23 protein-coding genes are annotated in these 24,490 nt (G+C 50.4%); 12 read left to right on the top strand and 11 right to left on the bottom strand.

Annotation, left to right across the window (positions count from 1 at the left end; translation table 11 throughout):
• Window positions 1–34: 34 nt before the first annotated feature.
• On the bottom strand, window positions 35–1,012 hold the full coding sequence (locus J2I46_RS05975; protein WP_207328036.1) for an aldo/keto reductase: 978 nt from the start codon (window positions 1,010–1,012) through the stop codon (window positions 35–37).
• Window positions 1,013–1,324: 312 nt separating this feature from the next.
• Entirely contained in the window at window positions 1,325–2,596 is a 1,272-nt protein-coding gene (locus tag J2I46_RS05970; RefSeq protein ID WP_229379547.1) for a DUF2264 domain-containing protein, read from the bottom strand.
• A 255-nt stretch (window positions 2,597–2,851) separates the two neighbouring features.
• On the opposite strand from J2I46_RS05970, the gene J2I46_RS05965 reads away from it, so the two are divergent.
• Window positions 2,852–3,655 carry a sialate O-acetylesterase gene (locus tag J2I46_RS05965; protein WP_207328035.1) on the top strand — a complete coding sequence of 268 codons (804 nt, stop codon included), beginning with the start codon at window positions 2,852–2,854 and terminating at the stop codon, window positions 3,653–3,655.
• A 44-nt stretch (window positions 3,656–3,699) separates the two neighbouring features.
• On the opposite strand, the gene J2I46_RS05960 is transcribed toward J2I46_RS05965, so the two are convergent.
• The 3 genes from J2I46_RS05960 to J2I46_RS05950 are packed head-to-tail and all read right to left on the bottom strand — an operon-like array spanning window position 3,700 to window position 5,848.
• A complete protein-coding gene (locus tag J2I46_RS05960) occupies window positions 3,700–4,989 on the bottom strand; it encodes an MFS transporter (protein ID WP_207328034.1) in 1,290 nt (429 codons plus the stop codon).
• Between the two features lie 10 nt (window positions 4,990–4,999).
• Window positions 5,000–5,227, bottom strand: coding sequence for a hypothetical protein (locus J2I46_RS05955; RefSeq protein WP_207328033.1), 228 nt, complete (start codon window positions 5,225–5,227; stop codon window positions 5,000–5,002).
• Window positions 5,228–5,257: 30 nt separating this feature from the next.
• Window positions 5,258–5,848 carry a TetR/AcrR family transcriptional regulator gene (locus J2I46_RS05950; protein ID WP_207328032.1) on the bottom strand — a complete coding sequence of 197 codons (591 nt, stop codon included), beginning with the start codon at window positions 5,846–5,848 and terminating at the stop codon, window positions 5,258–5,260.
• A gap of 129 nt (window positions 5,849–5,977) precedes the next feature.
• Between J2I46_RS05950 and J2I46_RS05945 the strand changes: the two genes are divergently transcribed.
• Window positions 5,978–7,090, top strand: coding sequence for a bile acid:sodium symporter family protein (locus J2I46_RS05945; protein WP_207328031.1), 1,113 nt, complete (start codon window positions 5,978–5,980; stop codon window positions 7,088–7,090).
• A 27-nt stretch (window positions 7,091–7,117) separates the two neighbouring features.
• Here the strand turns inward: J2I46_RS05945 and J2I46_RS05940 are convergent, their stop codons facing one another.
• The 3 genes from J2I46_RS05940 to J2I46_RS05930 form a co-directional block, all read right to left on the bottom strand.
• On the bottom strand, window positions 7,118–7,381 hold the full coding sequence (locus J2I46_RS05940; protein ID WP_207328030.1) for a hypothetical protein: 264 nt from the start codon (window positions 7,379–7,381) through the stop codon (window positions 7,118–7,120).
• 62 nt (window positions 7,382–7,443) lie between these two features.
• Complete coding sequence (locus J2I46_RS05935; protein ID WP_207328029.1) at window positions 7,444–8,565, bottom strand: glycerate kinase; 1,122 nt, start codon at window positions 8,563–8,565, stop codon at window positions 7,444–7,446.
• 115 nt (window positions 8,566–8,680) lie between these two features.
• The gene (locus J2I46_RS05930; protein ID WP_207328028.1) at window positions 8,681–9,721 is read right to left on the bottom strand and encodes a glycoside hydrolase family 43 protein; all 1,041 of its coding nucleotides are present in this window, start codon (window positions 9,719–9,721) and stop codon (window positions 8,681–8,683) included.
• A gap of 178 nt (window positions 9,722–9,899) precedes the next feature.
• Between J2I46_RS05930 and J2I46_RS05925 the strand changes: the two genes are divergently transcribed.
• Complete coding sequence (locus tag J2I46_RS05925) at window positions 9,900–10,598, top strand: murein L,D-transpeptidase catalytic domain family protein (protein WP_207328027.1); 699 nt, start codon at window positions 9,900–9,902, stop codon at window positions 10,596–10,598.
• A gap of 105 nt (window positions 10,599–10,703) precedes the next feature.
• A complete protein-coding gene (locus tag J2I46_RS05920) occupies window positions 10,704–11,405 on the top strand; it encodes a murein L,D-transpeptidase catalytic domain family protein (protein ID WP_207328026.1) in 702 nt (233 codons plus the stop codon).
• Between the two features lie 5 nt (window positions 11,406–11,410).
• Here the strand turns inward: J2I46_RS05920 and J2I46_RS05915 are convergent, their stop codons facing one another.
• Complete coding sequence (locus tag J2I46_RS05915) at window positions 11,411–12,565, bottom strand: L,D-transpeptidase family protein (protein WP_207328025.1); 1,155 nt, start codon at window positions 12,563–12,565, stop codon at window positions 11,411–11,413.
• A 71-nt stretch (window positions 12,566–12,636) separates the two neighbouring features.
• Window positions 12,637–13,227 (bottom strand): DUF6962 family protein, encoded by a 591-nt coding sequence (locus J2I46_RS05910; protein WP_207328024.1) that lies wholly within the window; start codon window positions 13,225–13,227, stop codon window positions 12,637–12,639.
• Window positions 13,228–13,319: 92 nt separating this feature from the next.
• Here J2I46_RS05910 and sucD point away from each other — a divergent pair, with 92 nt between their 5' ends.
• The 8 genes from sucD to porN all read left to right on the top strand — a co-directional run bounded on the left by sucD (window position 13,320) and on the right by porN (window position 22,483).
• The gene (sucD, locus tag J2I46_RS05905) at window positions 13,320–14,195 is read left to right on the top strand and encodes a succinate--CoA ligase subunit alpha (protein ID WP_207328023.1); all 876 of its coding nucleotides are present in this window, start codon (window positions 13,320–13,322) and stop codon (window positions 14,193–14,195) included.
• Window positions 14,196–14,263: 68 nt separating this feature from the next.
• Window positions 14,264–15,454 (top strand): DUF4271 domain-containing protein, encoded by a 1,191-nt coding sequence (locus J2I46_RS05900; protein WP_229379544.1) that lies wholly within the window; start codon window positions 14,264–14,266, stop codon window positions 15,452–15,454.
• A 72-nt stretch (window positions 15,455–15,526) separates the two neighbouring features.
• The gene (locus tag J2I46_RS05895; protein ID WP_207328022.1) at window positions 15,527–16,312 is read left to right on the top strand and encodes a uroporphyrinogen-III synthase; all 786 of its coding nucleotides are present in this window, start codon (window positions 15,527–15,529) and stop codon (window positions 16,310–16,312) included.
• A gap of 133 nt (window positions 16,313–16,445) precedes the next feature.
• Window positions 16,446–17,408 carry a PorP/SprF family type IX secretion system membrane protein gene (locus J2I46_RS05890; RefSeq protein ID WP_207328021.1) on the top strand — a complete coding sequence of 321 codons (963 nt, stop codon included), beginning with the start codon at window positions 16,446–16,448 and terminating at the stop codon, window positions 17,406–17,408.
• A gap of 224 nt (window positions 17,409–17,632) precedes the next feature.
• Window positions 17,633–18,775 (top strand): T9SS ring complex lipoprotein PorK/GldK, encoded by a 1,143-nt coding sequence (gene porK / locus J2I46_RS05885; RefSeq protein ID WP_229379541.1) that lies wholly within the window; start codon window positions 17,633–17,635, stop codon window positions 18,773–18,775.
• A gap of 45 nt (window positions 18,776–18,820) precedes the next feature.
• On the top strand, window positions 18,821–19,645 hold the full coding sequence (gene porL, locus J2I46_RS05880) for a type IX secretion system motor protein PorL/GldL (protein WP_207328019.1): 825 nt from the start codon (window positions 18,821–18,823) through the stop codon (window positions 19,643–19,645).
• Window positions 19,646–19,763: 118 nt separating this feature from the next.
• Window positions 19,764–21,356: a type IX secretion system motor protein PorM/GldM gene (gene porM, locus J2I46_RS05875; protein WP_207328018.1), complete on the top strand. Its 1,593-nt coding sequence runs from the start codon at window positions 19,764–19,766 to the stop codon at window positions 21,354–21,356.
• A gap of 59 nt (window positions 21,357–21,415) precedes the next feature.
• A complete protein-coding gene (gene porN, locus J2I46_RS05870) occupies window positions 21,416–22,483 on the top strand; it encodes a type IX secretion system ring subunit PorN/GldN (protein ID WP_207328017.1) in 1,068 nt (355 codons plus the stop codon).
• A 122-nt stretch (window positions 22,484–22,605) separates the two neighbouring features.
• Here the strand turns inward: porN and uvrC are convergent, their stop codons facing one another.
• The gene (gene uvrC / locus J2I46_RS05865; RefSeq protein ID WP_207328016.1) at window positions 22,606–24,420 is read right to left on the bottom strand and encodes an excinuclease ABC subunit UvrC; all 1,815 of its coding nucleotides are present in this window, start codon (window positions 24,418–24,420) and stop codon (window positions 22,606–22,608) included.
• Window positions 24,421–24,490: the final 70 nt, after the last annotated feature.

Raw genomic sequence — 24,490 nt, 5'->3', positions numbered from 1 at the left:
TTAAGTGCTTTTCTGTTTTCTACTCTGTTGATGCTCAAATGCCCGCCACCGGATGCGGTTGGTACGCGCTTTCCAATTGCTTTACTTCGTCGTCGGTGAGCGTCACGCTTAACGCGCCCACAGCGTCTTCCAGGTGACCGGGTTTGCTGGCTCCAATAATGGGTGCCGTAATGACCGGTTTGGTAAACAACCAGGCCAGGGCAACCTGCATAGGCGGAATGCCGCGCGCCTCGCCCATCTTCGTAACCAGATCTGCAATGACGTAGTCATCATCACGCGTGTACAGCGATTTGCCGAAGGCATCTGTTTTGGCTCGCTCGGTTTCGTTGCGCTCCCTGCTGCGTTTTCCGGTCAGCAGGCCACGTGCCAGCGGCGACCAGGGAATAACCGCAATTTTCTGATCGTCACAGAAAGGCAACATCTCACGTTCTTCTTCCCGATACACCAGGTTATACTGTGGCTGCATCGACACAAAACGGGTCCAGCCGTTCAGATCGGCGGTATATTGTGCTTTGGCAAATTGCCAGGCAGCCATTGATGATGCGCCGATGTAACGGGCTTTACCGGCTTTTACCACGTCGTGCAGGGCCTCCATCGTCTCTTCAATGGGGGTGTTGCTATCCCAGCGGTGAATCTGATACAGGTCTACGTAGTCGGTACCAAGGCGTTTCAGACTGGCATCGATAGCGCTCATGATGTGCTTGCGAGACAGCCCTTGATCATTCGGGCCGGGCCCCATTGGGTTGAACACTTTGGTAGCCAGCACCACCTCGTCCCGGGACGCAAAATCGCGGAGGGCGCGGCCAACTACTTCTTCACTGGCTCCGGCGGTGTATATATCGGCCGTGTCGAAGAAGTTGATGCCCAGGTCCAGCGCTTTTTGAATGAATGGGCGGCTTTGCTCTTCATTGAGCGCCCAGGGCCACCGGTCTGTTGGCCGCCCATAAGTCATGCAGCCAAGGCAAAGTTTCGACACCCTCAGGCCCGTGTTGCCAAATCGAACGTAGTTCATTGTTGGTACGTGTGTTTACGTGTATCTGAGTAACTGACCTGAGAAAAGATAGTTTACCCCGGCCCTTCAGAACGACATTGCTACACGAGTGCTTAACTAATTCAGTTGGTTGAATACGCATCGCCTCTATCATCCCGACGACGGGAGTGATGACAGAGGCGATGCTTACCAATATCTGTACATTAAATTGGAAGACCATTGGGTACGTTCCTGCCTTAAGTTAATTGGGGTGGAAGTAACGCACTATTTATCACTGGTTAAAGACGGCTTACCATACTGTACGCCATTCACTAGGTCCAATTCAACTGCCGTTCACCCCTTGATAGCGTGGTCTGCTTTTACGTCCTGGCCCGACCAGATCTTTTTTGCAGTCCAGTCTTCGGCGGGTGCGGTCCAGAATGGGTCATTGGCGGCGAGGCCCAGCGGCAGAAAAGCTTCCGAACATAAGTATAGACTTCCGGTAGAAATATAGGTTTCACCGATGGAGGGCTGGTGACCGCACAAGCCAATTTGCAGCCAACCCTTGGCGTCGAACGTACCTGGCGCGTCCATGGTGCGGTGAATAACGGCTGTTAGTGCGCTACGTACCTGAGCGCCGGTCAGATCGGGCGGCAACTGGTTTTGTAAGGTAACCTGAGCCAGTAGCTGGAAGGCCCCGCAGCGGTAGGCCAGCGACCGGCCAAACGCTGCGAACGATCCGTCGGGGCCAATTAACCGCTCCTGAATGAGGGCGTATCGCTGAGCGCGGGCGAGCAGCAAATCATACAGCGACTGGTCGGCTTTTTTTGCCCTCACGAGCGTTTGCAACACATCCAGCAGCATAGGCTGAATAACGTAACTGTTGTAGTAATCCCAGTGAAAATCAGGACCATCGCCATAGGCACCGTCACCTTTGTACCAGACCTGGTGCTGTTTAATGGCGTAATCCATGCGCATCTCGTCGCCTTCGCCGGTGAATTTGAGCAATGCTGCTTCAACCATCGCGCTGAACAGCAGCCAGTTCGTATAACCGGGCTTGATGGTCCGGGTCGATTTCAGCGCCTCTACCAAACGTACCTGGGTTTCTTTATCCAGTTGTTGCCAGAGTTGCGTTGGTGCCCGAAGCAGCCCGTGGGCCAGAAAAGCAGCATCGACCAGCGGCTGACCACCCTGGGTGAAATTCATAAAATCGGGCGACTGCGGGTTGACGGCGTTCGTAATCGCCTGCCGCGCCAACCCGGCATAGGCCTGTTGCTGCGCCTTTTCGGCTCCTGCGGCCGGGTGCTCCAGCCAGGGTGCCATTCCCGCCAGCGTACGGCCCAGCGCTTCCAGGTAGGATACTTTCCGGCGACTGGCCTCTTGCCCCGGTGCAGATTCAACCGGCATAATGGCTTTCAACTGGCCTTTCGCCAGCGCATTTAACACCGGATCAGCTACCTTCAGCAACGTCTGAAGCCAGTAGGCTCTGTCATCACCGGCCAATGGCGGAACTGCATTGCCGGTAGAGAGTGGAGAGTAGCTAGCCTGCACGGGATTGATAGAGGCTAATGGAATTGCCGAAAACAGGCGGGTAAAGTAACGTCGGTTCACAAGGTCGTAGAGCATTCGCTTAATAGAAGCCCCGCAAAAAAGTAGGAGATCGGTGTCGACTTACTGTCTGTCAGCAGGCAATTATTGGCTGTTTTTGCCTGTTCTGGCCGGAACGTACCCAATACAAGCCAGTTAAGCCGCCGGCAGGCAAGGTAACCGGTAGTAATTTATGCTTTGTACAACAAGGTGGTTACCTGCCCTGGCATTTCTTTTGGTGTCATGACGGGGTTTGTGAAACGGTAATCGCCACAAAAACTGACATTGATTCATATGTATAAACGTCTGCTGATCGCCTTTCTTCTGTCACTAAGCCATTTAACCATGCTGGCTCAATCAGCTTTACCCGCTGGTGTAACACCCGCTAACTTTCATCTCTACATGCTGGCTGGCCAATCGAACATGGCCGGGCGGGGAACCGTTGAGGATACCGACAAGATACCGCATCCCCGCGTTTGGGTGCTGAACAGGAGCAACCAGTGGGTGCCTGCTACCGAGCCATTACATTTTGATAAACCGGCCGTAGTGGGCGTGGGGCCGGGTTTGGCGTTTGGCAGGCAGCTCGCCGCGCAGGATACGAACGTTTTTATTGGCCTGATTCCAACGGCTGTTGGTGGATCGGCGATCGATGCGTGGCAACCGGGGGGCTACCACGAGCAAACAAAAAACTACCCCTACGATGAGGCAATCAAGCGAGTGAAGCTGGCCCAGGAATCAGGTACGTTGCACGGCATTTTGTGGCATCAGGGCGAGAGCGATAGCAAACCGGAACTGGCGGCTGTTTACGAGCAAAAGCTTACCCAACTGATCGGACGGTTCCGCCAGATAGCCAACAGCCCGACGGTGCCGGTTGTGGTGGGTACGTTGGGCGATTTTTATGTCGAGAAAAACCCGGCTGGTACGCAAATCAACGCTATTCTGCGCAACGTACCTACGCATGTGGCCCGGGTTGCCTGCGTCGACGCATCGGGGCTGACGGATGGGGGCGATGCGACCCACTTCAATGCGGCGTCAGCTCGGGAACTGGGCCGCCGGTACGCGACAGCCATGCTGAAACTGGAGCTGGCAAAGCCGTAATGTGTGACCTTCCTTGTCTCAGACGAAGTGCTGTGGTCAGAAAATCAGTCTGTTATGACAAGAGGTGGACTGTCGGCCGGTTCGGTCGATACAACAATTGATGCTTCTCGCGACCGTTTCGTGACAAGCTCGTTCATGCGGTAAACGAAATAGATACAGGCCAGGAAGGCAATCGATACCACGTACCCAAGCACATTATAATGCGCCAGCGGGCTACTCTTGCCAGCCTGCGTAACGATCAGCCCTGCGCCAACTGCCGCTACGCCACCAGCCATTTGCTGGAGCGAAGATGTGATACTCATGTAAGCGCCGCGGTCTTTCATGTCGGGTAACCCGCTGCTGAGAATATTGGCGGGGATCATCCGGCTCATGATACCCATGAACATGATAACATTGATGACTGCAACCTCCCACAGCGGAATGGGCGGAATATTGGTGTAGATGATTACCATCACGATAGCCAGCATTGACCCGCCCGTAAACAACCAGAACTTATTGACCCGGTCGCTCAACCGCCCTATAACGGGCATAATAATGATCGACGACAAGCCGGATACCAGGAAAATCAGGGGTAATTGTGCCTGCTGCAAGTGAATGTTGTTGATCAGATACGCGCTGCCAAACGGCATCAGCATAAAACCGCCAATCGACAGAAAGGCAACGGCCAGGTAACCGGTCTGGTACGTCTTGTTGGCCAACGCATTCCATAGATGCCGAAACGCGTTGTCATCTGATTGTAAGGCCAGGTGTTTGGTAACGGGCTGCATCCGTAGCAACACGGCGATACCAATAAGTATGGCCAGCAGAACGATCATCAGAAAGACAGCGTGCCAACCCCATAGATTTGCGAAATAAAGGCCAATCGGGATACCTAACACCTGACTGGCGGCAAAGGCCATCTGTATAAACCCCATGACCCGCCCACGCTGGTTGATGGCGAACAGATCGGCCACAATGGCCATAGAAATAGACCCGATCACTCCGCCGAACAGGCCCGTAATGATCCGGGCCGCGAGCAGCATTTCAAAACTGTTGGCCATGGCGCAGAAGAACGTGCCGGCAATGAAACCAACATAAAAGAATAGCAACAACTTCTTGCGGTCGTATTTATCGGCGAAGCCGGCCGCCAGGATGCCCGACGCGCCCGCGCTGAACGCGTAGGACGAAACAACCAGGCCAAAGCCCGATGGCGTCATGTTCAGGGTTTTCATCAGAATATCGCCCAGGGGTGAGAGCACCATAAAGTCAAGAATGACGGTGAACTGCAACAGGGCAAGTATGGCAATCAGAAATTTCTGATATCCGGTAAAGGCAAGTATACGTGGTTGGTTCATGTGCGATGTGTTACTCTAGCTCAGCGCAGGCAAAGCCATGTTTGTTGATAAGGTGAATGATGGAGGCGGGCGCCAGCGTGGCCGACACTATGCGTAGCACACAGTCAACGTCCTGTAAATCGATGGTCCATGACAGGATCGCCTCATGGGCGTCCAGACTGGCGCTTACACAATGCTTGTCGGCCTCGGTTTGAACCGTGGTTCTGAAAACCAGTATATGTGTTAATGGAACTGTCATACATACAGGTAGTTAAGGTCTTCAATACGATTAAGGTTTCAAGCCATTGAGCACCATCTGGAGGGCATCTTCCAGCAGATCGTCTGACAGTTGGAATGGTTTGCCGCCCAACCCCTGTCGTTCTCTGTGAAAGCGAAGAAGCGTGTATAATGGCCCGTAGGCAACGCTCCAGAAGACCTCCGGCGCAACCGGCTTTAGTTCATGGTTAGTAATAGCGTTCTGGATGAATGTAGCCATGACATTTTTAAAGGTTGTCACTACTTCGTCGAGAATATAATCGCCATAGTGGGTGTGGCGGATCATGTCGTGATAGGCAACCTCATCGGGGAAGGCCATGGCAAACCGGGCTCGGTTCTCCCATTGTTTTCTAAGTCCCTCGGCAAACGGCATATCGGGTGAAAAACCGTCGAAGGTAGAGGCCACGAAGTTCCGACTGATATCAAGCCCGATCTGCTGAATCAGGTCATCCTTGTCCTGAAAGTAGATGTACAGCGTAGCTACTGAAATACCACACGCTTTGGCCAGCTTATTCATGCTGAACCCGTCCAGGCCATCGTTGACGAGCATCGAAATGGCGCGTTTCCTGACTAACAGTTCTTTATCGGTATCTCTTGTCCGCATTCGGCAATGGCTCAGTACAGGAAACGCAGAATTAATAAATAAACGTTCATTCACTTATAAAAAATAACAGCGGTAGAGTAACAGTGCTTATACCGCTTACTTTTTGGGGCAACTATTTCCTAAAACACGATGACTATCTATAAAGCGATGACAGCACTGGCAGTGTTATGCCTGCTCATTGCGCTCTATTTTGCGCTGGCCGGCAGGTTAGAACAGGCCGGTCCGTTTTTGATCGTTGCCTTCCTGGCATTAGCTATCGGCTTCAGAGGATACGAAAAGCTGAAGGGATTTTCCTATACCGTCGTCATTTTTGCGTCGGTAACCACGGCCCTCTATTACCCGAATTACTTTGTTGACATAAATGGCTATAAGCTATCGGGGCTGATCACGCCGTTGATCCAGCTGATCATGTTCGGCATGGGTACGTCGATGAGTGCGCAGGATTTTGTGGGCGTGGTGAAAATGCCGAAGGGCGTGTTCATTGGTGTATTCAGCCACTTTCTGATTATGCCATTGCTGGGCTTTACGCTGGCCAATCTGAGCGGTCTACAGCCCGAGATTGCAGCCGGGATCGTGCTCATAGGCTGTTCGCCCAACGGCATGGCCTCAAACGTGATCTCTTATCTGGCCAAAGCCAATCTGGCTCTGTCAATCACCATTACGGCTATCTCGACTACAATTTCGCCATTTGTGACGCCGCTATTGATGAAGTTGCTGGCGGGCGCATTTGTTGAAATCGATATGATTCATATGATGTGGGACATTTTTAAGATGGTCATTCTGCCCATTGGTGCCGGGCTGTTGTTCAACAAGTTCCTGAGCGGAAAAGCCAAATGGCTCGACGACGCCATGCCGCTGGTGTCTATGTTCGGCATCGCGTTCATCATCGTAGTGATTACGGCAGCCGGCAGAGCCAGCCTGCTCACGATCGGTCCGACGCTGATTGGCCTGGTGCTGATTCACAATCTGTGTGGATACATTCTGGGCTACTGGTCGGCCCGGCTGTTCCGGATGAGCGAACGGGATTGCCGAACGATTGCCATTGAAGTGGGCATGCAAAACGGGGGGCTTGCCTCTGGCATTGCCAAAGAAATGGGCAAGATGGCTACGGTTGGGTTGGCCCCCGCCATTTTCGGACCGCTCATGAACATTACGGGGTCAATGCTGGCGTCGTGGTGGCATCGGAAACCGGTTGATGAAGAAACGGCCAACACAGACGTGATGGCGAGCCTTCACCAATAGAACTGGCCCCGGTGTCAGGAAGACTCGTTAGTCTTGCCGTATAATCAGGTTAACTGGTGGTTGCCAGGTGCCGTTGTGCCACTGAAAGTCAAATGTTTCCTGCGAGATGCCCCACATTGACCATTTTCCCGCATTGATGGTATTGCTGATGTTCTGGCGATACTGCATGGCGGTAATCGGGAGCGATGTGGCCTTTTGCCCGGCTGTTCCGGTGGCCGGTAAACTGCTCAGTGCAATCTGGTAGGCTTCTTTACTGATAATGTATTCGGTGTGCGGATCTTGACGGGCCATGGTGGTTTTGTGTTTAGCTTCTAAACCCCAGGATAGGGGAGAGTGTTACCGAATAAATAAGCTCAGGAGGCTGGGTACGTGTCAGCAACCGCTTCACGAAGCAAGCTAAATGCCTGCTTTCGGGCTTCGTCGGTGGTTAGGTGTGCGGGTGATATCTGAACAGCCTTCTGTACGCCTAATTCCTCTAGCTGTGCTTCATTCAGGGCTAGTTTTCCGCAGAAGGCTACTACTGGTTTATTGGCGGCGTTCGCTAGCACGGCAATACCGCGAACGGCTTTGCCATGAAGGGTTTGCGTATCTAATTTTCCTTCGCCGGTGATGATCAGATCGGTGTGCCTGATGGTCTCGGCTAATCCTGTATAATGCGCCACAAGGGCAAAACCGGGTTCTAACTGAGCCTGTAAAAAGACCCGCGCACCAAACCCCACGCCACCCGCTGCGCCGTTGCCAGGCTCCTGGGCAACCGATAGGTCCTGGGTTTGTTCAACAATAGTGGCAATATGTCGAAGGCCATCGTCGAGTTGGCGCTGGGCAGTGGCGTTCGCCCCTTTCTGATGCCCGTAAACGTAAGCCGCTCCCGTTGGACCATATAACGGATTCGTTACATCGCAGGCCACGCGGATACGTACCTGACTGAGGGCCGGTGCCACGTTCGTCCGGTCAATCCGTGCGATTCGGACAAGGTTATTGCCGCTGGGGAACAGGGGCTGATCCTGTGCATCAAGAAACTGGAAACCCAGCGCCGCCGCAATGCCAATGCCTGCATCATTGGTAGCGCTGCCGCCAATGCAGAGCACTAATTCGGTCACTCCCGTTTCCAGTGCCTGCCGGATCAGTTGGCCCGTTCCAAACGTGCTGGTATACAGCGGATTTCGTTCTTTGTAGGTAAGCAGGTGAAGACCCGACGCTTCGGCCAGTTCAACGAAGGCCGTTTTCCCATCGCCAGATAAGCCGAAACTGGCAGTGATAGGCCTGCCCAGTGGATCAGATACTGTACAGGTTCTGAACGTACCCAGCGTTGCCTGGGTCAGCAAGGCTACAGTTCCTTCGCCACCGTCAGCAATGGGCTGGATCGTAATGGTCCAGTTGGGGTGGTGCCGGTGGAAGCCTGCCCGAATTGCCTCGGCTGCTTCCTGCGCCGTAAGCGACCCTTTGAATTTATCTGGAACAACTAGAACATGCATGCGTATAAAATAAACGGACCGATCGACTGCAGAAAAGTAGTGGAACAACGCTATGACTACCCGAAACTACCCGTTAAATTGCAATTATGCTCGTTGCCAACTCGGGCAGACTGCCTCACTGGGCTGGTGAAGGCGTAGGAACCTTTGGAATAGGCTGCCCGAAGTTGGGTGAACCATCTGCATTCCAACTGAAAGTCTGGATGTGTGGGGCCCGCTTGTTTCCGCATCCATCAGTAGCACCGGGATTTGCGTGGTAGATCATCCAGTTTTGTCCTTTCCCGTCCTGAAAGAACCCTCCATGGCCCGGTGCGTAGACGCCATTCTCGGCCGACTGCGTGAAGGCTGGCTGTGGCAGTTTGGTCCAGTTTTTCGGGTTCAGCAAGTCGCCTTTTCCGCGATAACGCAGCAAGCCCAGGCAGTAGTCGAGCCAGCAGGCATTGGCCGAAAAAGCGATAAACAACTGGCCGTCGTGTTGAAGTGCTTCAGGGCCTTCATTGACAAATATCTGGGGTACTTCGCCATTCTTCTGCCAGGCTGCAGGTACGTCTCCGTGCTTTTCCCACTCAAATGTTGGCGATGAAATTTTGGCCCGTTTTCCCTTTTTCAACGTCCAGGGGTTGGTCATTTCACTAATGAAAATATCCTGCTGCCCATTCTTGCGGCCATCCCAACCTGACCAGATAGCGTAGCGCTTTCCCCGAAAATCAAACACCGACATATCAATGGCCCAATGGTCATCGCGGTCGCCAATCTTACCTTTCACGATCCATTCACCCGTAAATGGGTCGGCGGAGGTGTTTTCGGCTACCCAAACGCGATGACTGAGATTAGTGGCCGAATCGGCCGAGAAATAGACATACCACTTATTATCCAGGAAGTGAATTTCGGGCGCCCATAGCTCTTTCGAGTAGCCTGTTTTGGTGGGCGGCGTGAAAATAACCTTCCGTTCTGCTGTGTTCAGGTCGGCCAGATTCTTCGTACGCCACAACGTCAGGTTACTTCCGGTGGTGTTCATATAATAGTACCAACCATCTTTCTGCAACACCCACGGATCTGGCCCTGACTGCTTAATGGGGTTTGTGAACGTGTTCGACTGGGCTATGGCAACTGAACTGATGGCAAGCCCTAGAAGCAGACCGAGAAGGCTATTCTTCATTTGATAACAAGACTTAGGAATGATTATACATTGACAGACTTCATTCTACCAGGTAAAGGCAGGCGGGGTCTAAAATAGCCCTGCGTCCGGGAATTTTCTCTAAAAAAGTGGCAGCCTGATTGTCTGGTGGCCCTGAGGCATGCGTAGGGCATATCGACTACATACTTACCTTTGGTATATGAAATACGTTGCCTGTCTACTCGTATTAATACTGGGTTGCACTTCACTGGAAACGAAGGTGAACCAATCGGCGGAAATTGCCCAGCCTGTGAAGCTGGCAACAGGGCCGTTGTATGATTCGCTGGGGCTGGCAAAGCTGGGGCTCAATCCGGTGGTTTTCGATCTGGCCTGGCGCGGGATGCAACTTATTCCTAAAACAAAACCCCTGCTACTAATTGCCGATATGACAAAACCATCGTCGGAGAAACGTCTATACGTGCTGGATCTGAAGAAAAAGCTGATCCTCTTTCATACGTATGTGGCTCATGGGCGTCATTCGGGAGGGTTGCTGGCTACTCAATTTTCAAACGAAATAAATTCAAATCAGACCAGCCTGGGTTTCTACCGGACAATGGGCCGCTATCATGGTAAGCACGGATTGTCATTGAAATTAAAAGGGCTGGAAAAAGGAGTGAATGACAATGTGTTCTCGCGCAATATCGTTCTGCACGGTGCCGACTATGTAAGCGAAGATACAGTTCGTCTGAAAGGGCAGCTCGGCCATAGCGAGGGTTGTCCGGCTATTCCAAATGCGGTGAGTATGACCATGGTAAAAACGGTAGAAGGTGGAGCCTGCCTGTTCGTATACTACCCCGACCCAACGTACCTGAGAACGTCATCGTTTGTCAATACACACCACCCCACTAATACCCAGTAACTGAAAACACCATTAAAAAGGGAGCGCCGGAGCTGTAATAGTGAATCAAAATAGTAGACTAGTCGTTTTTGTAGGACCGAGTCGAACGTAAGCCCCCGTATCTGCATGAAACAAGCGTTGATCGCTGTCTTCTCATTGCTTTCGATAGCCATCACCGGCTCAGAAAAGTTTACAGCTCCTGCCGAAATTCATCGAGAAATTACGCCAACAGTTGCGCCTGCCCCTTCTACTTTCCAGATGCTCTACGATGAGCTGAATCTGGCCTCGTCTGGTCTGAGTCGTGAGGCGTACCTCATCGCGCTGCGAGGTATGCTACAAATCTCGGGTGCCAAACCGCTGCTGTCGATCGTTGATATGAGTCAGCCTTCAAGTAAAAAACGGCTGTACGTCATTGATTTAGTGAAGCGAAAGCTGCTGTTCAACACGTACGTAGCTCATGGCCGCAACTCAGGCGAACTCTTGCCGAAGCGATTCTCCAACACCAATTCATCTTTTCAATCCAGCCTTGGTTTCTATAAAACCCTGGGACTGTATCAGGGAAAGCATGGTTTGTCGATGCAGTTGCAGGGTCTGGAAAAAGGCATAAATGATAATGCCTTTTCGCGAGCCATTGTGATGCATGGTGCCGACTATGTATGTGAGGAGGTCATCCGTCGCACTGGTCGGTTAGGTCGTAGTCAGGGTTGCCCCGCTGTGTCGACGGCCGAGTGTTCGCCAATTGTTCGCACAATCGCCGGCGGTTCCTGCCTGTTCGTTTACTACCCCGATGATACGTACCTGAAGAAGTCGGTGTTCTTGAAGTCATAGCTCAGCTATGACTTTTTATATACGTCTTTATAATAAACCAGTTGGCCTTGCTCGTCCACGTCGGCTAAATTATAGGTAACAAACACCGGGTAAGGCTTCGGTAATTTGAACGACGACGGGGTTTGGTCGGTCAGGCAGCGGTTGTAGAAACCCTGATCGAATTTTGGCGTGCCCAGTACGAAATTAGCCAACTCAACGGGTCTCTCAACGCGAATACACCCGTGGCTACGCCAGTGATCGGTGGTCTGGTCGAACAATTCCCGGGCGTTGGTATCGTGTAAATAAATGGCAGGTGGCCCATTGAGCACGAATTTGATCAACCCCAGCGAGTTGTTACAGCCCGATCGCTGACGAAACCGGTACGGAAAATTTGCGGCCGACACACTACTCCAGTCAATCGATTCCGGGTCGACCGGTTGCTCGCGCCTATCCAGAATCTCCATGTTCTGGCTATCTAAATAGCTCAGGTTTTCTTTTACCTTGGGCACGATTTCCTTCATGGCGATGCCCTCAGGTACGTTCCAATAGGGGTAGGCCACAATTTCCGTCAGGTAGCAATTGAAACGGGGCGTTGCTTTGGCTGCTTTCCCCACAATTACGTCCATCGGCAATTCACGTTTACCGGTTTTATCAAATACTGCGAGCCGAGCGGCTGGAATATTCACTACGATAAACTTCTCTGCGCCGAACCGATTCAGGTACCGGTAGAAGTTCAGCGTTTCCCTGATTTCATTAAGCTGGGTTGGGCTGGCTGTTTTCTTCGCTTCATTATACCTGGCCAACAGCGCCTGATAGGGAGCAAACGTAGCCGCATCAGTTTTCAGTGCGCCAACTACATCAACAGACTGGGCTAGCTTGCCGATTACCTCCGCATCTACCTTTTCGGGCAGCTTGGCAAATGACTGGCTAGCAGGTTTGTGCCCGTAATGAATTTCGGTAATCAGCTTTTCGAGTGCAGCCCGGGCGGCAACAGTATCTGCCTGGGCCGAAGCAACAATATAGTGTGTAGTATCGATGCCGATTGAATCAGCAAACCGGCGTGCTGCCTGAAGCTGACGGGGCAGAGTGTTCGTTCGCTCTTCTTTCTTACAGCTCGAAAAAAAGATCGTTAAGGAAAGAAAAGCGCCAATGCCAAGTGTGAATGAGGTACGTTGAGTCATACTATACAGACGAATGATGGCAGCAAAATGTTATCATTCGCTGAACAAAGCGCCCGTTCTATATTACGCTATCAAAGAGTTTGTTCGCGTTTACGCATGGCGTATCCAAAGCAAACAAGTGCCAGCGCGATGAGGTAGTGATAGGCATCAAGCGGGTGAATGGGTAACATAACGTTCTGAACTTTCGTGGCAAAAGCCATTAGCATAACAGCTACCACAATCCAGACGGCCCAGTGCTTTTTTCGTAGCAGAGCGAACACAGCCAGCAGCATAACCAATAGAATGCCCAACGCCGCCACAACGGGAGAGAAAATAGCAACTTCCGGAAAAAACAAGACGATAAACAGCAGTATGCCAATGCCGAGCGAAACACTGAAGCTGACTGGCGAAAGCGGCTGGTCGAGAACAATAGCGTATGTAGCTACAACGACTGCCACAACGCCCAGACTGCCAGCCAGTGTGGTAAGTGAGCGATGAAGTGGCTCCAGAACGAGTAATCCCGCAAAGGTGAGAACACCAACTAAGGCTGCTAGAGCAATGGTCAGAAAGAAAAAGCCCCAAAGCAGGCGATTATAAAAAGGAACTCGTCCGAATGCCGTGGCAAAGACCCAGACACCCGTTGCGGCCAGCACCGCGTCGGAGATCATATGCGAAAGAATCATTGCGGAAGATATGGTTTTTCGGTCTACTTTTGCGCCATTATCTGCAATATAGACGTCAACGCACGAGGCACCGCCTACGACCCACGAACAGCATGAGCGTATTAGTAAACAAGCACTCGAAAGTGATAGTGCAGGGCTTTACCGGCTCTGAAGGGAGTTTCCACGCCCAACAAATGATTGACTACGGAACAAACGTAGTAGGTGGCGTAACACCTGGAAAAGGAGGTCAAACCCATCTGGATAAGCCTGTTTTTAACACCGTACTGGAAGCCGTGTCAACTGCTGGTGCCGATACATCGATCATTTTCGTGCCGCCAGCGTTTGCCGCCGACGCGATCATGGAAGCTGCCGACGCCGGTATCAAAGTGATTATTTGTATCACGGAAGGTATTCCTACCGAGGATATGGTGGCGGTTAAAGCCTATCTGAAAGGAAAAGAAACGCGCCTGATCGGCCCCAACTGCCCTGGTGTGATGACGGCCGGAGAGTGCAAAGTGGGAATCATGCCAGCTTTCATTTTCCAGAAAGGGAAAGTTGGTATTGTTTCGAAGTCAGGTACGTTGACCTATGAGGCGGTTGATCAGTTGACCAAAGCTGGCCTTGGCCAAACAACCGCTATCGGCATCGGTGGTGACCCAATCATTGGTACAACCACGAAAGAAGCCGTTGAACTGCTGATGAACGACCCCGAAACTGAAGCCATTGTTATGATCGGCGAAATTGGTGGTGGTATGGAAGCAGAAGCCGCCCGCTGGATTAAAGCCGATGGGAACCGTAAGCCTGTAGTGGGCTTTATTGCCGGCCAAACTGCACCGAAAGGTCGCCGGATGGGCCATGCTGGTGCTATCGTTGGTGGTGCTGATGACACAGCGGCCGCCAAGATGGCCATCATGCGTGAGTGCGGTATTCATGTAGTGGAGTCGCCAGCTCTGATTGGCGAAACCATGCTGAAAGCACTGGGTCAATAGGACGTATACGTATTAAAGCGTGAAAAAGAGTGAAAGAGCGACTGACTGGCTTTGGTAAACAGACACGTATGAAGATGGGTGTCCGGATTGCTAGCCTTTCAGTCGTTCTTTTTCTATTACTCGTTCTCGCTGCCTCTCTTCCGCTCGTCGCTCAAGGCCGCCAGGAAGGTGTTGGCCCGAAACAGGCTTACTTTCCTGTTCACGACTTTCAGCAAGAGCTTGTCATCTATGACGAGGCGTTTAAAGCGTATGTCCCGTTTATTGCCGAACAGCACAGTGCCGAAAACGCGCTGAGCGCTTCCGTAGACATAGAAAGCAACCGTCATTACAAACTGCTGATACATAGCAAAGAAGACGGTTTTTTATTCATCGATGCCGCATTACGCCGAAAATGCCCGGCGGGCCAATGGCAGGTGCTCGATATTGATAGCCTGTATCGGTTATACAGAAAGCCGCAACTCTTCTTAACTCTGTATGGGCCCTCCTTGGCTGGCAATTGGCAGTTGATTATCGGGTATCCCCGGGCGGCATCCAGCCAAACAATTCGGATCAATGATGATCTATTGAGTGTAAGACCCCGAATCATATCACCATTCGGTAACTTCTTTGGCGTTGGTTTGGTGTTCCTGCTAGCCTTCAGTGCTTTTCTATATACGTTTTTCCGCCGCGCGTTTCAGCTTTTTTACAATCCGGTCAACCTGATTCGGCTGGCCTCGCCCGAAGAATCGTTTGTTGTAAGCAGGCCATTGAGCCGTGTTTCGCTGGCTTTTACACTGAATCTTAGCTTCATACTGGCTTTTTTGTTTATGTATGTGCAGCATCAGAATGTATACCTGTTTGGCTCGAACGGCCTGTTGCCTGAGCAGCAGACATTCATTTGGTTGTTAATAAGTTATGTCATCGTTAGTGCTGGTATATTTCTGCTGCTTATCGGAAAATACTTACTGATAGCTGCCGTAGGAAGTTTGTATAAATTTGATGCATTAGTGAATTCACACTACTTCAAAGTAATACAATCTTCGCTGATATTCACCACCATATTAGTCTTACTGGTAGCGGCTACGAGCCCCTATGTTTCCATAACTGATACATCAGTAAGTTATGTGCTGATTCCGTTCATTAGTTTCTATCTGGGGCGGCTGGCCTGGCTGTACCTAACCTTCGTGCGCCTGATGCCGGTCAAAAATCTCTATTTATTTTCCTACCTTTGCATCGTGGAATTAATCCCGCTTGTTGTCGGTATCCGGTTTGCCGTTTAACAAGCGTGCTCTTTTCCCAAGTGCAGAACCACACCGCGTAGCCGCCGGAATGCGTAACATAAGGTAGATTCAATGAGCCATACCAACACACAGCCCACCGAGGAACGTCAGACGAAAGTCAGCCATGTGTTAGTGACCCAATCCAAACCCGCAGACGATAAATCTCCTTACTTCGATCTGGCCGACAAGTACAATATTACCATCGACTTTCGGCCATTTATTCAGATTCAGGGAGTATCGTATAAGGAGTTTCGTAAGCAGAAGATTAACATCCTGGAGCACACGGCGATTATTTTTACGAGCCGTAATGCCATTGACCACTTCTTCCGGATCTGTCTGGAGGCCCGTATCGACGTACCTGCCGACATGAAATATTTCTGTATTTCTGAGCAGACAGCCAATTACCTACAGAAGTATATTGTCATCAGAAAGCGGAAGATATTCTCGGGTACGAAAACGGCAAAAGAACTTTTTGATCTGATCAGAAAGCATAAGACTGAGAAGTTCCTGTTCCCGTGTTCCAATATTCGTAGCAATGATATTCCAGACTTTATGGATACGGGCGGTTTGCACCTGTCAGAAGCGGTGATGTATGAAACGGTGGCAACAGACCTGTCTGATCTGGATGTCAGTTACTTCGATTTGATCGCGTTCTTCAGTCCATCGGGGGTATCTTCGCTGATGACCAACTTTCCTGATTTTAAGCAAAACGGGATCCGTTTGGCCGCTTTCGGCCCAACTACAGCCAGGGCAATCACGGAGGCAGGATTAACACTGGACATTGAGGCACCGTTGCCCAATGCGCCCTCAATGACCGGTGCGTTGGACCTCTACATACGGAAAGCCAACAATAGTTAAGTGTAAGACGTTAGAGAAAGGTCGATACCAGTGGAAAAAGCAGGTATCGACCTTTTTTCGGTCAATATTTTGTGTTTACGGGCGTTTATCAGGTAATTGACCAGGGTAACAACTGCCCGGATTTTCTTCGTCTATGCTTCGCAAACTCTACGTGTCACTTGGTGGCTGGCTGCTCGCGCTAACGGCGTTTGGACAGCAAGACCCGCAATTCAGTCTGTTTCCGTTCGCGCCTACGTTCTACAATCCGGCGGCGGCTGGTTCTGAAGGCCTTACGCGGATACAACTTATCTACAGAACCCAGTGGGCAGGCTACCAGACTTCCGGGGGGGCTGGTGGAGCGCCTACTACACAGTTACTAACGGCTAACCTTCCGCTTACCCGGTTGAACAGTGGCGTTGGTATTTATGCGTTCAATGATGCCATTGGGCCTCAGGCAAACCAGTCTGTACAGGTTGCCTACGCGTATCGGTTACCGCTGAAGTCAGGTACGTTGGCGTTTGGCGTTCAGGGCGGCGTGTATAATAAATCGATCGATTATAGCGATGTGATCGTTCGCGACCCGGGAGATCCCCTGATAGGCACTGGGAAGGTATCACAAATGCAACCTGACGTTAGCGCGGGTATTCATTATAATACTGTTGATTACTGGGTAGGAGTAAGTTTGTTTCACCTCGCTACGACCAGCTATAAGCTCGGAACGGCCCAGGGGATCAATCCACTCTCACGCACGGCCTACTTATCAGCTGGTTACCGACTTGGTGTAAGTTATGCTGTAGACGTTCAACCGTCAGTATTGTACAAATACAGTACTGAACCAGGCCCGCAGGCCTCTTCACTTGATCTAAATCTCTTGGCGACCGTAAATAATTATTTCTTTTTTGGGGCCGGATACCGGACTGGAGAAGCCATTACCGGAATGGCAGGAATTAACCTGTTAGCCAATAATGCCTTGCGGCTCGGACTATCCGGCGATCTTACTACGGTAGGAACTTCGGCAAAACGCCCGGCTTCGTACGAGTTTATGTTAAGCTATGCCTTGCCAGCACCTAATACCAGTAAAAAACCAATTATTCGTACGCCCCGCTTCCGATACTAACATTACTTTTTCGTCGTTTTGAGACAAACCACTCGGTGAAGTCGACAAATTGGCTTCATTGTTGTTAGGCAGTTTGGTGCCACGCGTTTAATTTTGACCGTTTCGCTCATTTCAGCCATTCTAAGCAGATACTGCTTCGTTCCGGCATTCAAAATTTACATACAATAAGCGTGAGGATTTTCGTTCTTACGTCAGTCTTGCACAAGTTTATGCAGTTTATACATATGAAATCGAACCGAATGCCGGCACATACACTCCGGGGCGTATTGGTTGTGGCGACAGTGCTGGTTTTGCAGAGTTGCGGCTTTGTTAAATCTAAATTTGGGGGCGGAAAGTCTGGAGATGTTGGCGTAAGCAACGGTGAGATTGTGGCTAAGTCGCGGCCAGGATACCGGCAAACAACACCATACGGCATGGTACTCATTCCTTCAGGCTCATTCATTATGGGTCAGGCAGATGAAGACATCGCTGCTACGCAGATCAACATGAATCGCCGCGTGACGATCAGCTCGTTCTACATGGACGATACGGAAATCACAAATCATGAATACCGCCAATACGTAAACGCCATGCTGGCCGATTCTGCTGCTTCGATCGGAGAAGAAGAGATCATGGCCAAATATTACCCTGATACAACCGTCTGGAAAAACGACTTTACCTATCACAATGGTGACCCAATGCTTGAGTACTATTATGGTCACCCGGCCTTCGATACGTACCCGGTAGTGGGGGTCAACTGGAAAGCTGCTCAGCATTTCTGCCAGTGGCGCACCAATCTGTACAACGATTATCGTACGAAAGAGAACCTCGTCAACTCGCCTCGTTTCCGGTTACCCTCGGAGGCTGAATGGGAATGGGCTGCTCGCGGTGGTAAGCAGGGGGCTAAATATCCCTGGGGTAACCCATACGTAGCTAACGGTAAAGGCTGCTACCTGGCTAACTTCAAACCACAACGCGGTAATTTCGATGCAGATGGTTACCCATACACGGCTCCTGCCAATCAGTATAACGCCAACGAGTACGGGCTATACAACATGGCCGGTAATGTAGCTGAGTGGTGCCGTGATGCCTATGCCGACAACGCTAATGCAATTGTGTGGGATATGAACCCCGATAACCAGAACCCCGATGAGCCGCGTAAAGTAGTTCGTGGTGGTTCGTGGAAAGATATCGCCTACTACTTAGAGTCGGGCACACGTACCTATGAAGACGAAAACGCCCGGCGGTCCTATATTGGTTTCCGTTGCGTGATGGATAACCTTGAAGGGCGTACAGCTTCAGCAAGAGGTGGCCGTTCGTCTGGCCGTTCGTCATCGAAATCATCTTCTTCAAAAGCCCCAAAAGGCACAAAAGGAAGTAAAGCTTAACCCTTTTCAATTCCACTTTTTTTAAAATCATCTGTAAACCAACTCATGGCAGCAGGAAAAGTAAATTTCTTTTGGGACCGTCTTGTTCCTACCATTTATAGTGCCGGTGCCGCCGTCGTAATCTTCGGAGCCTGGGCCAAAATTACCCACAATGAACAGTTCGGCTTTATGCTGACAGTGGGCTTGCTGACAGAGGTAGTGATCTTTGCATTGTATGCCGTTCAGAGTTTTACTCAGCCAGTCGCTACTGGTGACGATTACGAGTGGGAGCGTGTTTATCCTGAATTAGCTCCTGATTACAAAGGGGAGGCCCGTAAACCCGTGGCCGCCACCCCACAAGCTAATGGACTGACCGCTAATATGGATCAAATGCTGGCACAGGCTAAAATCACGCCTGACGTATTTGAAAAACTTGGATCGGGTTTCCAGAATCTGAATAGTACGGTTTCCAAGCTGACCGATCTGACAGATGCTACCGTAGCTACCAACGATTATGCTCGTAACGTGAAATCAGCTTCAGGTTCTATTTCAGAGATGAACAAGTCATACGGTACAGCAATCACAGCCATGAACTCTATGGCTGATGCTACTACCGATGCCAAAGACTACCGTGACCAGTTCCAGAAAGTGACCAAGAACATGGGTGCCTTGAACGCCGTGTATGAACTGGAACTGCAGGATACCAACAAGCACCTGAAGGCTATGAATGCTTTCTATGGTAACCTGACTTCTGCCATGCAGAACATGGCCGATGCCAGCAAAGACACGCAGCAGTTTAAGTCAGAACTGTCGAAACTGACGGGCAATCTGGCCTCGCTTAACAATGTCTACGGCAGCATGCTCACAGCCATGCGCGGCAGCAACCAGTAACAAATTAAAATTCAACGTTAAAGTCCGTGGTCTTGTCAAGTGCTCGATGAGCATTCGATACTGGCTGGGCTTTGACGTTGTTATACAATCATAAACAGTACTAAATCACTACCAACTAATGGCAGGTGGAAAAGAGACACCCCGTCAGAAAATGATCGGGATGATGTATCTGGTGTTGACCGCGTTACTTGCATTGCAGGTGACATCGGCCATCCTGGAAAAATTCGTCCTGCTGAACAATTCGTTAGAACAAGCAACGGGTTCAGCCAATCGGGTCAATCAGGAGACACTGGAAAAAATAAAGGCAGCTGTCAGTAAAACGGGTAACCGCCCCGCTGACGTTGCTGTATTACAACAGGCCGACCTTGTTCGCAAGAAAGCGGCTGATATGATTGGTCAGATCGACGGGCTGAAATCACAATTGGTTGAAGCGGGTGGAGGAACCGATGAAGAAGGGAATATCAAAAATCTGAGTGAAGAAGAGAAAGTAGCGCAGCTATTGGTTGGTAACAACCGAAATGGTGAGGCTTACAAACTTCAGGGAACGCTGAACCAGTATGCCGACGAATTGTCGAAACTGGGAAACGCTAAGTTTGCACCGCTGGCTCTTGACGGAAAAGATGATCCGATTGCCAATCGGTCGAAGGAACAACGCACGAAAGATTTTCCGACGTTGAACTTCGCTCAGACTCCTGTTCCGGCTGCTTTGGCTGTATTAAGCCAGAAACAGGCTGACGTTCGTCGTATTGAAGGTGAAACCCTGAATTATCTGGCAACGAAAGTTGGTGCGCAGGACGTGAAGTTCGATAAGATCATGGGTATGCTGAGTATGCAATCAAATGTGGTTGTAGCGGGCACCAAGTTCAGGGGCGAAATGTTCCTGGCAGCATCGTCGTCAGGTATTCAGCCCCGCATGAGCCTCAGTGGCGGCCCTGTTCGTATGGACAATGGGCGCGGTATTATTGAGTTTACCGCGCAAGGTGGTTCGTATGATAGTCAGGGGTTATCGAAACGCGTTTTGTCTGGTACAATTTCATACAACGCGCCGGATGGTACCGTTAAAACTGTTCCTGTTAAGGCAGAATACGCAGTAGCGAAGCCGACGTATCAGGTTGAAACCGGAACAATGCCTCCGCTTTATTTAGGTTGTGAAAACAAACTCAGCATTCAGAGTCCACAGCTGGGAGCTTTATGGAATCCTGTATTTTCGGCTAATGGTGCTGCAGTATTGCCATCGGGCGGAAAAGGTAAAATCACTGTTGTCCCTAATGCTGCTGCTGTATCCTTGAACATTAGCAACGCTGGTAATCTGTTAGGCACGGAGAATTTTAAAGTGAACAGAGTGCCTCGTCCTACGATTGAATACCTTGTGGGCGGCCGCCCTGCTACCGATCCTCGTGGTGTACCGGTTGGCTCGGCTCGCAGTATCAGTGTGCGGGCTGTGGCTGATCCAAGTTTCGCGGCCTATGCTCCTAACGATGCCAACTTCCGGGTAACAGGTATAACAGTGAATCTAGCCCGTGGCACACGTCGGGTTGCTGGCCCAATAACCTTACCGGCAGGAGGCGGATCATTGGGGGCTATGGCCTCTGAAATGGAGCCAGGTGACCGCCTTACGATTACGCTCGAAGGTGTTCAACGTCGCAATTTCCGTGGTGATATCAGCGACGTTCCTATGGGAAGTATGTTGCAGGTAATATCCTTATATTAACTATACTAAAGCGGCTTACGAGCCGTTTTTAGTGAGAATACAGGTAAAGAACACAGGCTATGAAGCAAGTGATAATGATACGGACGATTGCCTTTACAGCTACAGCTACGCTGGCACTGATGGGCGGTGCAGCTATGGCGCAGGAGCGTGATAACAGCAAAGCTAATTCCATGTCGGTTCGTCCTATCGACGATAGCGACATCATGATGAAGAAAACCCTTTGGCGTCGTATCGACCTGAAGGAGACGCAGAATCGGAGTATGTTCGCTAAAGGTAGTGAGATCACCAAATACTTGATCGACGCGGTGAAAGCCGGGCTGCTCGATGCGTACGAAGATGACTCGTGCACCAGGAAGATCTCGCCGGAAAAATTCCATGAAAAACTGCTTGTCCCGAATCAGGACGGTGGTCTGTCAAAGGAGGAGATCGAAGCTGGTTTTGGTAAGCCAGCCGATACCAAAAATGATGGCTGGGGAGATACTAAAAAGCAGGAACCAGCTAAAACGGCAGCTAAAAAACCAGCTGATGACGGTTGGGGCACCCCAGCACCAAAGGCAACCGCTAAACCAGCTGACGACGGTTGGGGCACTCCAGCACCCAAGAAAACAGCTAAGAGTACGAAGGGTAAAAAAGGCAAGGTAACGCAACCTGTTGCCCCGGTTGTTCAGAAGGATACTGTAGCGGTTGCTAAAGTTGCTCCTGCACTAACTGGCGACGAGTATTTTCCTAAAGAACTCAGTATTCTTGAAGTAAAGGAGGACTGGATTTTTGATAAGAAACGGTCGCGATTATACTACGATATTCAGACGATAGCCATGAAGCTACCTGCTGATAAGAACGCTGCTGGTTTCGAAGTGCCTGTAGCCACATTCAAGTACAAAGACCTCGATAAGCTGTTCCGGTCAGATCCGAAGAAGTTTGTGTGGTATAACTCACAGAACCAGGCTCAGCACAAAAATTTGGCCGATGCCTTTGACCTTCGTTTATTCTACGGTCGGATCACGAAAGTGGCTAACCCAGAAGATAAAGAGCTTGTTGGTATTTATGGTGATAAGGAAGGACTCATGAAATCGTATCAGACAGAGTATGATCTGATGGAAATTGAACACGGCCTTTGGGAATATTAAACCATTAAGCGTTACAAAAAAGGGCTCCTGCTGATCAGCAGGAGCCCTTTTTTGTAACGCTTAATGGTTTCGTGGGTGGAGCCGAAGGCGCGCAAAGCAATAACCGGAACGTACCTGGTCTTTTACACATCCTGTTCTTGCGCGCTGAAATAGGCCTTTACTTTTTGTGCCTTATCCTCGCCAATCAACTCTGCAATGGCGGCTACATCGGCTTCTCGTATCTTCTTAACGCCTTTAAAATGCGTAAGAAGTTTTCCCGCTGTCTTCTGACCAATGCCTTCAATTCCTTCCAACTCGCTAATCAGGCTGTTCTTGCTACGCTTATCCCGGTGATGCGTAATGCCGAACCGGTGCGCTTCGTCGCGGCAACGTTGAATGAGTTTTAGCGATTCTGACCGCTTATCTAGATATAAGGGTAGCGTATCTTCCGGGAAGTAGATTTCTTCCAACCGTTTCGCTATGCCAATGATTGGAATTTGACCGTATAGATTCAGGGCTTTCAGCGCGTCGCAGGCAGCGCTTAATTGCCCCTTACCACCATCGATGATAATCAGATCGGGGAGGGGGCCTTTCTCTTCCAGCATACGAGTATATCGGCGCGTAACTACTTCGTGCATACTGGCGAAGTCATTAGGCCCGATTACCGTTTTTATACTGTAATGCCGGTACTCCTTATTAGCTGGCTTTCCATCAATGAAACACACCATGGCCGATACCGGGTTTGTTCCCTGAATGTTGGAGTTATCAAAGCATTCGATTCGGTGAGGAAGATTCTTTAGCTGTAGGTCCTGCTTCAACTTAATGAGCACGCGATCTTTCTTGCTTGAGCTGGCAGTGGCTTCTGCGGCTGCCCGATCCTGGCGTTCACGACGAAAATACAGCACGTTCTTCAGCGACATATCCATCAGTTTGCGCTTGTCGCCGATCTGCGGAACCGTCACTTCTGCTTTCAAATCTGTGTCGAGCGGAATATTTGTAATAATTTCTTTAGCCTGGCTACCATACTGATCTCTAAACTCGATAATCATCATCGCTAACAGGTCTGCGTCGGCTTCTTCCAGCTTTTTCTTGATCTCGACCGTGTGGGTTTGAATGATCGTACCGTTCACCACCTTCATAAAATTGATGTAGGCAGCTACTTCGTCGGAAGCAATAGTGAACACATCAGCGTCGGCGATCTTCGGATTGACAACCGTTGATTTGCTTTGGAACCGTTGAATGACATCGAGCTTATCTTTATACTGCTGCGCTTGTTCGAAAGCCATTGTACCGGCAGCTTCAACCATGCGGTTTCGGAAGTAATCCTGAGCCGGCTTCAGCTGGCCTTTTAGAATGGCATGAATCTGCTCAATATCGGAGTCATAATCGGCCTCTGCCTGCTTTCCTTCGCAGGGGCCTTTGCAATTGCCAATATGGTATTCCAGACAGACCTTGTATTTGCCCGCCTCAATGTTTTCGGGTGCCAGGTTGTAGTTGCAGGTACGTAGCGTGAACAATTGGCTGAACATCTCCAGCACCGTGTACATTGGTTTCAGATTGGCAAAGGGTCCGTAATAAGTCCCTTGACCGCGTTCGATGCGACGAGTGGTTACCACACGTGGAAAATGTTCGTTCGTAACGCAGATGAATGGGTACGTCTTATCATCACGCAGCAGAATGTTATAGCGCGGCTGATACCGCTTGATCAACTGATTTTCGAGCAAAAGGGCGTCGAATTCAGTATGAACAATGGTGAATTCGATTTTCCGAATCTGGCTTACTAACCGCTGCGTTTTGCGGTCATGCTGATTCGATTTAACGAAATAGCTGCTGACCCGATTTTTCAGGTCTTTGGCTTTGCCTACATAAATGACCTCTCCTGTGGCATCGAAATATCGATATACACCGGGCTCATGAGGTACCCTTGCTAATTCCTTTTTGTAGTCGAATTCTGGCATGTATCGTTAACGAACGTACCTGGCTAAAGGTTGCCGTTTTATGCCTTCTGGGCGGTATCGTCTCGATACT

The sequence above is a fragment of the Fibrella forsythiae genome (assembly GCF_017353175.1).
Taxonomy (GTDB): domain Bacteria; phylum Bacteroidota; class Bacteroidia; order Cytophagales; family Spirosomataceae; genus Fibrella; species Fibrella forsythiae.
The sequence above is the reverse complement of the archived record's forward strand: the minus strand, read 5'-3'. Positions and strand labels throughout refer to the sequence as shown.